Origin of the sequence: Nitrincola salilacus (assembly GCF_046271865.1) — a bacterium.
Lineage (GTDB): Bacteria > Pseudomonadota > Gammaproteobacteria > Pseudomonadales > Balneatricaceae > Nitrincola > Nitrincola salilacus.
In genome coordinates this window covers 4709562-4722901 of sequence record NZ_CP176580.1, presented here as the reverse complement: position 1 = coordinate 4722901, position 13340 = coordinate 4709562, and the positions used below count along the sequence as shown (strand labels likewise).

At 53.7% G+C, this 13340-nt stretch carries 11 protein-coding genes; 3 read left to right on the top strand and 8 right to left on the bottom strand.

Features of this window, described 5'->3' with window-relative positions; all coding sequences use genetic code 11:
• Positions 1 to 21: 21 nt before the first annotated feature.
• From phoB to ACK3CJ_RS21705, 3 genes are all read right to left on the bottom strand, one after another.
• Entirely contained in the window at positions 22 to 717 is a 696-nt protein-coding gene (gene phoB / locus ACK3CJ_RS21715; protein ID WP_409524282.1) for a phosphate regulon transcriptional regulator PhoB, read from the bottom strand.
• A gap of 130 nt (positions 718 to 847) precedes the next feature.
• Positions 848 to 1726 (bottom strand): 4-hydroxybenzoate octaprenyltransferase, encoded by an 879-nt coding sequence (gene ubiA, locus ACK3CJ_RS21710; RefSeq protein WP_409524281.1) that lies wholly within the window; start codon positions 1724 to 1726, stop codon positions 848 to 850.
• 20 nt (positions 1727 to 1746) lie between these two features.
• Positions 1747 to 2292 carry a chorismate--pyruvate lyase family protein gene (locus ACK3CJ_RS21705; protein ID WP_409524280.1) on the bottom strand — a complete coding sequence of 182 codons (546 nt, stop codon included), beginning with the start codon at positions 2290 to 2292 and terminating at the stop codon, positions 1747 to 1749.
• Between the two features lie 256 nt (positions 2293 to 2548).
• Between ACK3CJ_RS21705 and ACK3CJ_RS21700 the strand changes: the two genes are divergently transcribed.
• Positions 2549 to 3535 (top strand): GGDEF domain-containing protein, encoded by a 987-nt coding sequence (locus tag ACK3CJ_RS21700; protein ID WP_409524279.1) that lies wholly within the window; start codon positions 2549 to 2551, stop codon positions 3533 to 3535.
• Between the two features lie 106 nt (positions 3536 to 3641).
• Here the strand turns inward: ACK3CJ_RS21700 and phoU are convergent, their stop codons facing one another.
• The 5 genes from phoU to ACK3CJ_RS21675 form a co-directional block, all read right to left on the bottom strand.
• Positions 3642 to 4400, bottom strand: a complete 759-nt coding sequence (phoU, locus tag ACK3CJ_RS21695) for a phosphate signaling complex protein PhoU (protein ID WP_409524278.1) — start codon at positions 4398 to 4400, stop codon at positions 3642 to 3644.
• A 28-nt stretch (positions 4401 to 4428) separates the two neighbouring features.
• Positions 4429 to 5199, bottom strand: a complete 771-nt coding sequence (gene pstB, locus ACK3CJ_RS21690) for a phosphate ABC transporter ATP-binding protein PstB (protein WP_409526636.1) — start codon at positions 5197 to 5199, stop codon at positions 4429 to 4431.
• Between the two features lie 114 nt (positions 5200 to 5313).
• The gene (gene pstA, locus ACK3CJ_RS21685; RefSeq protein ID WP_409524277.1) at positions 5314 to 6981 is read right to left on the bottom strand and encodes a phosphate ABC transporter permease PstA; all 1668 of its coding nucleotides are present in this window, start codon (positions 6979 to 6981) and stop codon (positions 5314 to 5316) included.
• A gap of 21 nt (positions 6982 to 7002) precedes the next feature.
• The gene (locus ACK3CJ_RS21680; RefSeq protein WP_409524276.1) at positions 7003 to 9294 is read right to left on the bottom strand and encodes an ABC transporter permease subunit; all 2292 of its coding nucleotides are present in this window, start codon (positions 9292 to 9294) and stop codon (positions 7003 to 7005) included.
• Positions 9295 to 9477: 183 nt separating this feature from the next.
• A complete protein-coding gene (locus tag ACK3CJ_RS21675) occupies positions 9478 to 10449 on the bottom strand; it encodes a PstS family phosphate ABC transporter substrate-binding protein (protein WP_409524275.1) in 972 nt (323 codons plus the stop codon).
• 237 nt (positions 10450 to 10686) lie between these two features.
• Here ACK3CJ_RS21675 and ACK3CJ_RS21670 point away from each other — a divergent pair, with 237 nt between their 5' ends.
• Positions 10687 to 11079 carry an acyl-CoA thioesterase gene (locus ACK3CJ_RS21670; RefSeq protein WP_409524274.1) on the top strand — a complete coding sequence of 131 codons (393 nt, stop codon included), beginning with the start codon at positions 10687 to 10689 and terminating at the stop codon, positions 11077 to 11079.
• Positions 11080 to 11426: 347 nt separating this feature from the next.
• Complete coding sequence (locus ACK3CJ_RS21665) at positions 11427 to 13220, top strand: methyl-accepting chemotaxis protein (RefSeq protein WP_409524273.1); 1794 nt, start codon at positions 11427 to 11429, stop codon at positions 13218 to 13220.
• Positions 13221 to 13340 lie beyond the last annotated feature (120 nt).

Genomic DNA, 13340 nt, shown 5'->3' with positions numbered 1-13340 from the left:
GTTGCTTCAGTGAGAGCTACTTCAACTGGTCTGGGAAGAGAAACGGTAACCTGTGCCTCGAACGGTCTGTACAAGGTAGTCGTGACGCTCGCCCAGCGCTTTACGAAGTCGTCTGATATGAACGTCAACCGTGCGCTCTTCGACGTATACGTTACCGCCCCAGACCATATCCAGCAACTGACTTCTGGAATAAGCACGATCCTGATGTGTCATGAAGAACTGCAGCAGGCGGAATTCGGTGGGGCCGAGGTCCACGGCCTTGCCATCTGCCATGACACGATGTGAGCCAGGATCCAGTGTCAGCTCATCCACGCTGACTGGTTCCTCTATCCCCTTGGGGGTGGCTCTGCGCAGCACAGCCTTGAGGCGAGCCACCAGCTCGCGGGGTGAAAAGGGTTTGGTGATATAGTCATCCACACCTATCTCCAATCCCTGAATCTTGTTGTCCTCTTCTGCCTTGGCGGTGAGCATGATGATCGGGATATCGGCGGTGGTTTCATCCTTGCGCAGCCGTCTCGCAAACTCGATACCACTGCTCCCGGGCATCATCCAGTCCAGCAACACCATATCGGGTTTGTTATCCACAATCAGGGCGTGTGCCTCCTGACTGTTGCTGGCTTCCATGCAGTCATAGCCTGCCATTTCCAGGGCTACAGCGATCATCTCTCTGATAGGCGCTTCGTCGTCAACGATCAGGACTCTTTTTGCAACAGACATCGGTTAAGCCTCATACCTGAATAGTAACGCACTCTATTACAAGACGTTTCTGTTACATAAATATGACAGCTGATACAAAAGAAGCCACTTCTTTTATATTTGATGTGTTTAAATGCCGGTTAATGCGGGTTTACACAAGGGCATAATGCAGCACGATACCGATCAGAACAGCCAGTTCTGCCAGGTGATTGTTGAGGAAGGCCTTGAAGCAGGGATCGCGCTCCCGGTGATGGATCAGATACTGCTGATAAACAAAAAAGCCAGATGCAGCAATCAACCCGGCATAAAACCAGATGCTCATCTCAAGATGCAGTCCGGTCAGAATCAATACCACCAGGGCAGCCAGTTGCAGCAGGCCGATGATCAGCTTGTCGGCCCGGCCGAACAGAACCGCCGTGGATTTTACACCGATCTTGAGGTCATCATCCCGATCCACCATCGCGTATTGGGTGTCGTAGGCAACGGTCCAGAAAATTTTCGCCAGATACAAAAGCCAGGCGGCCAGCGGCAGGGATTCACCGGCTGCCGTAAAGGACATCGGTATCGCCCAGCCGAAGGCGGCGCCAAGTACTACCTGTGGCCAGTGGGTATAGCGCTTCATGAACGGATAGGTGAACGCCAGTGCGAGGCCAACCAGCGACATCAACAGCGTCATGGTGTTGGTGAAGAGCACCAGCACGAAGGCCAGCAGCATCAACCCTGCAAATAGCAGCAAGGCCTCACGCTCGCTGACCTGTCCGGTGGCAAGTGGGCGCTGCGCGGTACGTTTGACATGTCCATCGATATGTCGATCGGCATAATCGTTGATCACACAACCGGCCGAGCGGGTCAGGAACACTCCGAGAGTGAATATCAACAGCAACTTCAGACTGGGTAGACCATCGGACGCGATCCACAGTGCCCATAGCGTTGGCCACAGCAGCAGCCAGGTGCCGATCGGTCGGTCAGCCCGCATCAGACGGATGTAGATGGAAAGTTTCTGACGAAGTGGTGAGGTTGCGTGATCCATTCTTTCGCGCCGGTTCAGGTTCAGAGGGGGTATTGTACGCGTTGCAGCGCCGGCAGAAAAACTTCGCACACCAGCAGCGGTTTTTCGCTCAGGTAAAACAGCGAACGTCGTGCCCAGAGTTCACCCAGTTCAGGGCTGTGAAGGCGGCAGACTTGCAACGGGCCGCGGCGCATATCAGGATCCTTGAACAGCACAGCCCCCAGAGAAGTGGCACCAAGATGACGCAGTTGCCGATGTCGGCCAGTGAGTGTTTCCTCAGGGATAACGGAGCGGGCATAGACCCAGGGCTCGCCCTGGCCGAGCAGCTCCACTTCGCGGATGAGTGCCACCTGACGGCCGGACATTCCCAGCACACAACTTTCGCTTGCGCTGGGGCGTCCCCAGCCCTGCTCCAGCAGCCGCACACTGAAGTGGTTATGGCTGGCACGTGTCAGCCGCAGCGTCAGCGAGCCGCGATCACAGAGCCAGTTACGCCATTGCCAGGGCACCAGATTGCGTCGGGCAGCGGTAATCCAGTGCTGGCCGGCCAGATTGTGTGTCAGAAGATGTCGAATCGATGAGGTCATGAACAGGTCGCCCAACAAGATGCGGGCGAGTGTAGCATTTTGAGTGTAGCGACGGTAAGAGCCGGGGGTCTGCCGCGTTCGCCTAAGTACTCTTTCTGGCGGAGATAGTCTGATACAGGTCAAGGCTGAGTCAGTAGATACAGGTATCTGTCCTGAAATCGATTTTGTTCTCTGCATTGTTCATGATAAGTTGGATTAGTCTCACCTTGTTCAGTAATGTCGCGCATGCGCCATGCATGGGAATAATAAAAGACGTATGAACCTGCTCAAATCTCGCCATACTCAGTTACCTGATGTCATGAATCGTCTATTGATGAGGTTATCGCTGGTTTGCATAGTCCTCCTGACACCGCTTGTCATCAATAACTTCGTTCAGGGGCGGATTTTGCTGGGAGGCGTTTCGCTGGTCACCGTGGTTATCTTCTGTTTCACCAGCTACAGTATCTATCGCTACAAGAAGTACCATACCGCACTCGTTCTCTTGCTGGTGCCCGCTATTCTGCTTTTTTTGTTCCTTTCCATTACACGTCAGGGAACGATAGGTGTGCTGTGGAGTTTCCCGGCCATCGTCTCTTTTTATCTCATGCTGCCGGAGCGCCAGGCCTGGTGTGCGAATGTGCTCCTTCTTGCTATTGTGCTGTCGTTGTCGTGGCTGGTATTTGACCACAGCCTGGCCCTCAGGATTACCGTAACACTCTGTCTGATCAGTCTTTTTGCAGCAATATTCATTAATGTGATCTCTGCCCAGAGCGAAAAGCTGCATCGGCTGGCGGTGACGGATGCCTTGACAGACGCCTTGAATCGCTCGCTTCTGGAAGAGGTTATGAGTCTGGCTGTTTCCCAGAAAGAACGTTCTGGCATGCCGATGACGTTGATCGTATTTGACCTCGATTATTTCAAGTCAATCAATGACGAGTTGGGGCACGATGCTGGTGATCAGGTGCTGAAACAGGTCTCTTCCCTGCTGCGCAAGCGATGTCGCAGTGTTGATCGACTGTTTCGTCTCGGCGGTGAGGAGTTTCTACTGTATCTCCATGACACAAATCTGGAAGGGGGCAAGTGTGTGGCGGAAGAGCTGCGGCAGATGCTGGAGGCCAGTGATCTGCTGCCAGGGCGACAGATTACGATGAGCGCAGGGGTAGCAGAGCTTCACTCAGGCGAGTCGTGGAGCGACTGGCTCAAACGAGGAGACAGTAAGTTGTATGACGCTAAGCAGAAAGGACGCAATATTGTTGTCGCATGATAGGGCGTGCTTTTTCACTCTGTTTTGCATATTCGGGTAAGGAGTTATCTGAGGGTATGCCGCCCGGTATTGAAAAAAATATACCGGGCGGCAAGGCGGTACGTGATCAACTGCCTTCAGACAGATCTGTCTCATCATCCGGAGACTCATCACGCACTGTATGCTTGAGCTCCTTGAGGCTGGTGTGGCGCACATCGGTTCCGCTCACCTGGTAAACCAGATGCTCAGCCAGATTGCGAGCGTGATCGCCTATCCGTTCGAGGCTGCGCAGCACCCAGATCACGTTCAGTACCAGTGAAACAGATCGTGGATCTTCCATCATGTAGGTCACCAGCGAGCGCAGCGCTGTGCGATACTCCTGATCTACATTCTTATCCTGCTTGGCAACTTTGTAAGCCATCTCCAGATCGCTGCGGGCGAAGGCGGTCAGTACATCCTTGACCATGCTGGAGACGAGCGAACCGACATGACGCACTTCCTGATAGCCGCGAGGTGAGGTGCCGTTCTCGACGATCTCGATTGCATGCTTGCAGATGCGGCTGGCTTCATCACCCATTCTCTCCAGGTCATGTACGGAGCGGCTGATGGATACAATCAGGCGCAGATCGCTGGCCGTCGGCTGACGGATCGCTATCATCTTGGTGCACTGCTCGTCGATGGTCAGTTCCATCTCGTTGGTCTGCTTGTCGACGCGGATCGACTTTTCGGCCAGTTCAGCGTTGTTGGTCACCAGTGCTTCAACGGCATCGCTGACCTGGCGCTCAACCACGCCGCCCATTGCCAGCATCTGAGTGCGGATCTGCTCCAGCTCCTCATTGAAGCGGCGGGAGATATGGCGTGAATAGTTGTCTTTTCCGGGTTCCATACTCTGATTCCCCTGTTGAATAATTTAATTAACCGTAACGACCGGTGATGTAGTCTTCGGTCTGCTTTTTGTCCGGATTGGTGAACAGGGTATCGGTATCACCATATTCGATCAGATCGCCCATATACATGAAAGCTGTGTAATCCGATACACGTGCCGCCTGCTGCATGTTATGCGTGACGATCACGATGGTGTAATCGTTCTTCAGATCGTTGATCAGCTCTTCAATCTTCAGTGTCGAGATAGGATCCAATGCCGATGCCGGTTCATCCAGCAGGATCACTTCAGGCTCAATGGCGATGGCGCGTGCAATCACCAGCCTTTGCTGCTGACCACCGGACATGCCGAAAGCGTTGTCCTGCAGGCGATCCTTAACCTCGTCCCACAGGGCGGCAGAGCGCAGTGAGCGCTCAACTACCTCATCCAGCACGCGTTTTGAGTTGACGCCCTGCAGGCGCAGGCCATAGGCGACGTTCTCATAGATCGATTTAGGGAAGGGGTTCGGCTTCTGGAACACCATACCGACATTACGACGCAGCTCAGCCACATCGACATTACGGTCATAGATGTTCTGGCCATCCATCAGTATTTCACCTTCGATGCGGCAGATATCAACCAGATCGTTCATACGGTTGAAGCAACGCAGCAGCGTGGATTTACCACAGCCGGACGGGCCGATAAAGGCAGTTACGCGCTTCTCGGGAATGGTCAGATTGATATTCTTCAGAGCCTGATCATTACCGTAATAAAGATTGAGGTTCTTCACTTCGACCTTGGTGCTTTCGTCTGCCAGGGACATCGCTTCACGTTCGACACCTCCGCGCGCCTGTGCTGCGGAAATGGATACTGAATGGGTACCGGCTGTCTGTGTGTTCATATTAGTACGCTCATTATTCATGTCATTACCTGTTGTTTAGTCCGAGGCACTGCGATAGCGCTCACGCAGACGGTTACGGATGCTGATGGCCGAGAGGTTAAGTATCACTATCAGCAGCACCAGCACCAGGGCCGTGGCATACACCAGTGGTCGGGCTGCTTCTGCGCTCGGGCTCTGGAAGCCGACGTCGTAGATATGAAAGCCCAGGTGCATGATTTTACGATCCAGATGGATAAACGGGAAGTGACCATCAACCGGAAGGGTCGGGGCCAGTTTGACTACACCCACCAGCATCAAGGGTGCCACCTCACCGGCAGCACGGGCAATCGCCAGGATCAACCCGGTCATCATCGCCGGAGTGGCCAGCGGCACGATTACCTTCCACAAGGTTTCCGATTTAGTTGCACCCAGCGCCAGACTACCTTGGCGGATGGTGCTTGGAATGCGTGCCAGGCCCTCTTCGGTAGAGACGATAACGATCGGCAGTGTCAGCAATGCCAGAGTCAGCGAGGCCCAGAACAGACCGGGTGTTCCGAAAGTTGGCGTTGGCAGAGAGGCCTCATAGAAAAGACGATCGATGTTGCCGCCAAGGAAGTAGACGAAGAAGCCGAGGCCGAATACGCCGTATACGATCGATGGTACACCTGCCAGGTTGTAGACCGATATACGTATGATACGGGTCATCAGGTTCTGGCGCGCATATTCGCGCAGGTAGATCGCCGCCAGGATGCCGAAGGGGGTCACAATGATCGACATCACGAACACCATGGTCACGGTGCCGAAGATAGCCGGGAAGATACCACCTTCAGTATTCGCCTCACGCGGAGGTGTGCTCAGGAACTCCCACAGTCGCTCGACATATTGTCCCATCTTCTGTGGCACGGACATGGCGTTTGGCGCAGTGATGCGCACAATAGTTGCCAGGCTCAGATCCACTTCGCGGCCATCGCTCATGCGCATGCGCAGGACATCACGGCGGGTGCTCTCATACAGTGCATCCAACTCGACACGCAGAGTTGCATACTCCTGATCCAGCCGTGCTCTGTCAGCTGCAATGCGAGCTTCCTCTGCTGCGCGCTGCTCAGGGGTTGGATTGGATAGCTCCAGACGACGGCCATCCAGGCGCAGGCGCTCGATCTCATGGTTCATGCGACCAATTTCACCACGCTCTACCGCATGGATGTCGCGGTGGATCTGCAGGCTACGCTGAATTGATTCCTGAGTCAGGGCCCAGAAGTTCGCCTCACTGGCCATGGCAATCACTTCGCCATTGCGTGACAGGGAGACCGGCTGACCGTAGAAGTTACCCCACTCGCGGCGCTCAATCTGGTAGGCATCAGCCGGGTATTGGAACTCGCCCATGCCGGTTTCGAAATGCCAGGCGAAATCGTTACCGGTCTGATCACGGTTACCCTGCTTGAACAGGTAACGGGTGATCAGTTCGGCTCCCTCAGGTACCCGGTGACCACCATCTCGTGCAACGGCAGCGGTGATGGTCTGAGGGCGAACAATCTCGCCCATCACCACCTGGCGGTTGCCACCCTGATCGATAATCTCGACCTGGGCGATATCGGCTGGCCAGAAATGACCGAAACCACGCACTGCGATCAGGCCGATCAGGCCGACCACCATGATCATACAGAAGGCAACGGCACCCCCGTTTAACCAGATCCAGGGTGCACCACTTTTAAACCATGCTTTCATTTCAATTCCCCAATCCGGTCATTACAGGTTGCTGTAGCGCGTCCGAAGACGCTGGCGGATAATTTCGGCAATGGTGTTGACGACAAAGGTCAGCGCCAGCAGCACCAGTGCAGCCAGGAACAGAACCCTGAAGTGAGACGAGCCAACTGCTGTTTCAGGAAGCTCCACCGCGATATTGGCCGACAGTGTGCGCATCCCTTCGAAGATGTTGAAGTTGACCACCGGGCTGTTGCCGGTTGCCATCAGCACAATCATGGTTTCGCCAACAGCGCGGCCAAAGCCCATCATCACCGCCGAGAAAATGCCGGGGCTCGCGGTGGGTAGCACCACACCCATAACCGTCTGCCAGCGGGTTGCACCAAGGGCGAGTGAGCCCTGGGTCAGATGCCTTGGCACAGTGAATACCGCATCTTCGGCAATCGAGAAGATGGTCGGGATGACAGCAAAGCCCATCGCAATGCCGACGATCAGCGCATTACGCTGGTCATAGGTGATACCGATATCGGTGAACCACTGCCGCATGCTGCCGTTGAAGAACCAGATTTCGATCCAGGGACTGATGACAACGCAGAAATAACCAAACAGCAGGATCACTGGAGCGAGGAGCGCTGCTTCCCAGCCATCCGGAACCAGCTTGCGGATCGGTAGTCGGGTCCAGATGAAGGCAAACAGCAGCATCATCACCGGCATCAGAATGAAGAAGCCGAAGATCGCCGGTAGATTTTCCTCTGCAAAAGGTGCGAGCCAGAGCCCGGCAAGAAAGCCCAGTATAACTGTCGGCAATGCCTCCATGATTTCGATACTGGGCTTAACGATGCCGCGCAGCTTTGGTGTCATGAAGTAGGCGGTATAAATAGCACCTGCAATTGCCAGTGGCATCGCAAACAGCATCGCGTAGAAAGCGGCCTTCAACGTGCCGACCGTCAGTGGTACCAGGCTGAATTTGGACTCAAACTCATCCGAGGCTGAGGAGGACTGCCAGATATATTCCGGATCGTCTCGCCCCTCATACCAGACCTTGTTCCACATGGCAGCGAAAGAGAGCTGGGGGTGGCGGTTCCAGAGTCCGGAGACATGCACCTGATTCTGTGAGTCGAGCAGCATCAGGCGCTCATTGATCTGTGAAATCGCCAGGCTCTGAACTGCACTGTCGACTTTCTTTTCCAGAAAAAGGGTGCGTGCTGAAGTACCATAGTGGATGCCGAGCTGGCCGCTGGCATCGCCAGCCAGAAATCCCTTGCGAGTGTACTCCGGCGTAATTTTAGTGATTGCGGCGCCATGTTCTTTGAAGTCTCGGACACGCTCCAGCGAGTACTGGTTCTGCTCATCTCGCACCAGGAACCACTGACTCAGTTGCCCCGATTCAGTGCCGACGATAAGCGAGACGCTGCCGACAAGAAATTCGATAGCTGTGATTTCGCTGCCGTTACCAGCATCGTAGCGGTCGATCAAGCGCGCATTATTCAAGTCGGAGATATCATAGTAATAGATATATCCACTGCGATCGGCAATGAACAGGCTGCGCAGAGTCTTATCCAGCAACATCTTCACAGGTTCTTCCGGCACTGTCGCAAGGCTGGCATGGCTGGTAGTGACGCTGGTTTCCCCAGTCATCATGTTAGTGCGGGTAGACAGGCCTGTCAGCACAAGGCGATTGTCAGCGGTGATTGCCGCCATCATTGAGCCACCACTACCGCGGGTGACGGTTTCCAGCGCCAGCATTGTCAGTGGCATACCTTGCGGATCGACCGTGATTGGGCTTTCACCAAAAGGGTATTCGATCTTCGGAGTGATCACTCTTGTGTCTGTCGGGAAGCTCAGATCAAATGCATGACTGGCTATGATCGCCTCACCATTACTCAGGCCCTGCGCAATGACACCGCCGATCACTTCGGTATGGGCGAAGCTGGTAATGTCGACTCCATCCGCAATCGGCAGATCAAACTGACTGCGGATATTGCCATTATCGGCTTCGAAAAAAGTGACCTGACCATTATCCGTGTACTGAATACCCAGCTCCTGATAACGCTCAATAAGCAGGTGCTGCAGTCCGGCATCCTGCACTGGCAGAGGGTAGGTAGCCTGCTGTGTTACGGTGGCGCCTTTCAGAATCGGCATCACCTCATAAAACAGATAAACAAATATCATCGCCAGCGCAAATACCACGCCATAGCCCGCGATAGTAATCCCCCAACGGGAGGTAGAGTCACGACGGGCGCGTTTTCTGCGCAGTTTCTGGCGCGCCTCAGTATCGGGTAACAAGGACCGACTGCGGGTGGAGGTCGGAACCGCCGGGGTCACCGTATCATTCATGAGAAATCGCTCTTTTCGGATCGAATTTAATGATGCTGGCAAGAATAAGGGTGGAATATGACAATTATGTTACGGCGCAACGAGCTTTTTCTGCCGAACAGCTGCAAGTTCGTTAATCCCCTGTTCTGAAAGACGAAAAAAAAGAGGCCGCAAGGGCCTCTTCAGCAACTCAACTTGGTCTTGTTACAGGCCCAGCTCGTTAAGGATGCGGCCGGTCAGAGACTCAGGCAGTGGTACGTAACCATCGCGGTGCACGATTTCCTGACCCTGCTTGGAGTACAGCATCTTCACGAATTCGCGAGTCTGCGGGTCCAGGTCCTGGTTCGGGTTCTTGTTGATGTAGATATAGAGGTAACGTGCCAGTGGGTATTCACCTGAAGCTGCGTTCTCAGAGCTAGCTTCGACGAAAGCGCCACCCTCTTCCGCAGCCAGCGGTACAACGCGGACACCAGATGTACGGTAACCGATGCCGGAGTAACCGATACCATTGATAGACTCGCTCACACCCTGAACGACTGAGGATGAACCAGGCTGCTCATTGATGCTGGACTTGAAGTCACCACCGCACATTGCGTTGTCTTTGAAGTAACCGTAGGTACCGGAAACAGCGTTGCGGCTGTACAGGGCGAAATCACGGTTTTCCCAGGCACCCGTCAGGCCGACCTGACCCCAGCGAGTGATATCAGCGTCACCGCCACAGCGACGGGTAGCAGAGAAGATCGCATCAACCTGAGGGATGCTCAGACCTTCGATCGGGTTGTCTTTGTTGACATATACTGCCAGCATGTCAACCGCAACTGGCAGCTCATAAGGAGCATAGCCGTAACGCTCTTCGAACGCCTGAATTTCTGACTGACGCATGCCGCGGCTCATCGGAGCCAAGGTAGCTGTCCCTTCAGTCAGTGCTGGTGGAGCAGTGGAAGAGCCAGCGCCCTGAACCTGAATGTTGACGTTTGGATAGAAGCGGTTGAACTCTTCAGCCCAGAGTGACATCAGGTTGTTCAGTGTATCTGAACCGATACTGGACAGGTTGCCGGATACACCGGATACCGCATTGTATTCAGGCAGTTTCGGATCGACTTCGGCAACAACAACGTTGCTGACCATCACAGCACTGGCGAGAGCCGTGGCTGCAAAAATTTTGTTCAGGTTCATGACTTGCGTCTCCTCGTTAAAGACTCTGACGTTTGGTAACTCTCAGTGGGGTTCACTATAGGGTGGGATTATGACGGAGTTATGACAGTCATGAAGTCGACACAGATTTTTCATTTTTGGCATCCAGTCGCATGTCGTGATTATTTACTGTTTATTCTATATCCCGTGTATCATCGGTATAATGCACTGCAACAAAATGCCATGTCAGTGATAACTCACAACAGCGAGATCCGGATAATGACAATTAATGACGATCAGCTGCTGCCACCGGAAGGTGTGCTCAGTCTGCAACGCCCTGCTGGCCATGAAGCGATCAATATGTTTGGTGACGTCTATGGCGGCTGGGTTGCCTCGCAACTGGTTCTGGCCAGTGAAATCCGTGCCGGGCAGGAGGCAGACGGTCGTGTCGCAACTGTGTCTGTCGGTCGCATGTCATTCATGTCACCAGTCTTGCAGGGTACGATTCTGAGTTTCTACACTCAGGTACTTGAGCGTGGTACCAGCTCTCTGCGCATACAGGTTGAGGTCTGGGGACGCTGTCCGGACGGTCGGGAGTTGCGCAAAGTGACTCAGGCCGAGTGCGTGCAGGTCGCCATTGATGGCCATGGACATATCCGTACCTTACCCTGACGACTATGGCAGGTTTGCCAACCGGGCTGACCTGTCAGTACGACTGATCCTGCTATTCTTGGCTCCCTCCCCACTTTTGGCCTGATATTTTCAGCTGATTACCTTCAATTCGGGGTTCGGTTATTTTTGCTTACGCTCCTCGTCCATTGTTCATTGACCTGCCAGCGACAAAAAGCTACATTCCATTACAAAGCGATACATTTTTGTATCTGATTGTTTGATTTTTTGTGTTACTTTTGTCTGTTCGTTATGGCCATGCATCGGTGTAGTTGTGGCTCAGGCTGAACAGTAACGTCAATGTATGATCAGTAACCGTAAGATCTATAACCATAAAAATGAGCCCCACGATGAGTCTTTATACTTCGATTGAGAAGACCTTCTTCCATAGTTTGACCCGTAAAATTCTGGGTAACCTCCTTTTCATCACTCTGTTCATTCTGGGTATGGCGCTGGCCGTTGGGCACTATGTCAGCGACCTGAAACAGTTGGTGATATCAACCGAGATACCTGCAGAAGCGGTTCAGCAATTGACCCAACGCCTTGACTCGCTGCAACTGGTAACCGTTGTGATTCTGCTGGCAGGCTTGCTGGCAATGGTTTTCACGCTGTTCTTTATGCGCCATCTGATCGTGCGACCGATCACCGATATGATCAAAGTGCTGAGTGCAATCAAGGATAATCATGGTGACATATCCGCCACGCTGCCGCAGTACACCCACGATGAGATTTCGGAGATGGCGGCCAGCTATAACGAGTACTCCAGTAGTCTGAAGAAGATGATCTCCCAGGCCCGCCGCTGCAGTGTCGGTGTATCATTGAACGCGACCCGGTTGCAGAAAATTCTGACTCAGGCACATAGTGTGATGTCGCGACAGGAGGATGCCGCGCAACTGGTGTTCCAGTCCAGTAATGAGGCAACTGAAGCGATCAATAACGTGGCGAATAGTACACTGGCGATCAACGAACAGAACCAGAACAATCTGGGTGAGGTACGTAGTTCGCGGCAGGAGTTGCTCGGAGTACAGCAGCAGATTGCGGCCATTCGTGAGCAGGTCAGCCATTTTCAGGGGATCGTGCAGCGCCTGAGCGATAACTCGCAGAACATCACCCAGATCCTGTCGATGGTCAAGGGCTTTTCTGAACAGACCAACCTGCTGGCGCTGAATGCAGCGATCGAAGCGGCCCGCGCCGGGGAAGCGGGGCGTGGCTTTGCCGTGGTGGCGGATGAGGTGCGTACCCTGTCACAGAAAGTCAGCGGCGCCACGCTGGAGATAGATAAAAATATTGGTGAAATGGGAACGCTGGTGGGTGAAACCAGTGCCAGCGCACATACGATTCTGGAGTATGTGCAGAATACTGAGACTTTTATCGACTCAACCAATACGCAGTTCAGTAATCTGGTGCAGGATTTCGAACAGGTGAACAGCCAACTGACAGGCATCAGTGCGGCTATCGATGAGTTGGCCTATACAAACAAAGAGTCTCATAACAACGTGAATGAGATCACCAGTATCAGTGCCACAATCAAGCAGGAGATGGACGAGTCGCAGACGCATGCACTGGCACTGGAGAAGGCAACAGAGGATACGCAGGAGCTGTTGTCTCAGTTTATCATCGGCTATGGCGGCTTTGAGCATATACTGCAGACCGGCAAGCGCTGGGCGGCCGAGACACAGGCGCAACTTGAGACGTTGGCAGCGTCCGGGCACAATATCTTTGATGATCAATACAAACGCATCAATCCAGGACAACTGCCCGAGAAGCTGGATCTGACCTACACGGATGCCTACGACAAGACGCTGAGGCCTCTGTTCGACAGTTTCATTAACGAGCATCCAGAGTTCAGCTATGCGATCGGTATGGACCGCAACGGTTATGCACCGGCGCATCACACCAAGGTTTCAAAACCGATGACTGGTGATGTGGCTGTGGATAACTTTAACAGCCGTAACCGTCGTCGTATCTACGGCACACGTGCCGAACAGCGACGTGCCAGAAATACCTCCCCCTTCCTGCTGCAGACCTTTATCCGCGATACCGGCGAGGTACTGAATGATCTGTCGATTCCGATCTTCGTTAACGGCAAGCATTGGGGTGCGTTTATCATGGGCTTCAATCCTGAGCTATTGCTTAAGGATTAAGATCTGCGGATGATCCCGGAGACCTTGGGTGAGTGTATGCCGCAGGGATGCGGCATCCAAGCCTACAGGGAGTGTATTTACGGCGTCTCACCCAAGGTGTTCGGGAGCCCCCTGAAGTGC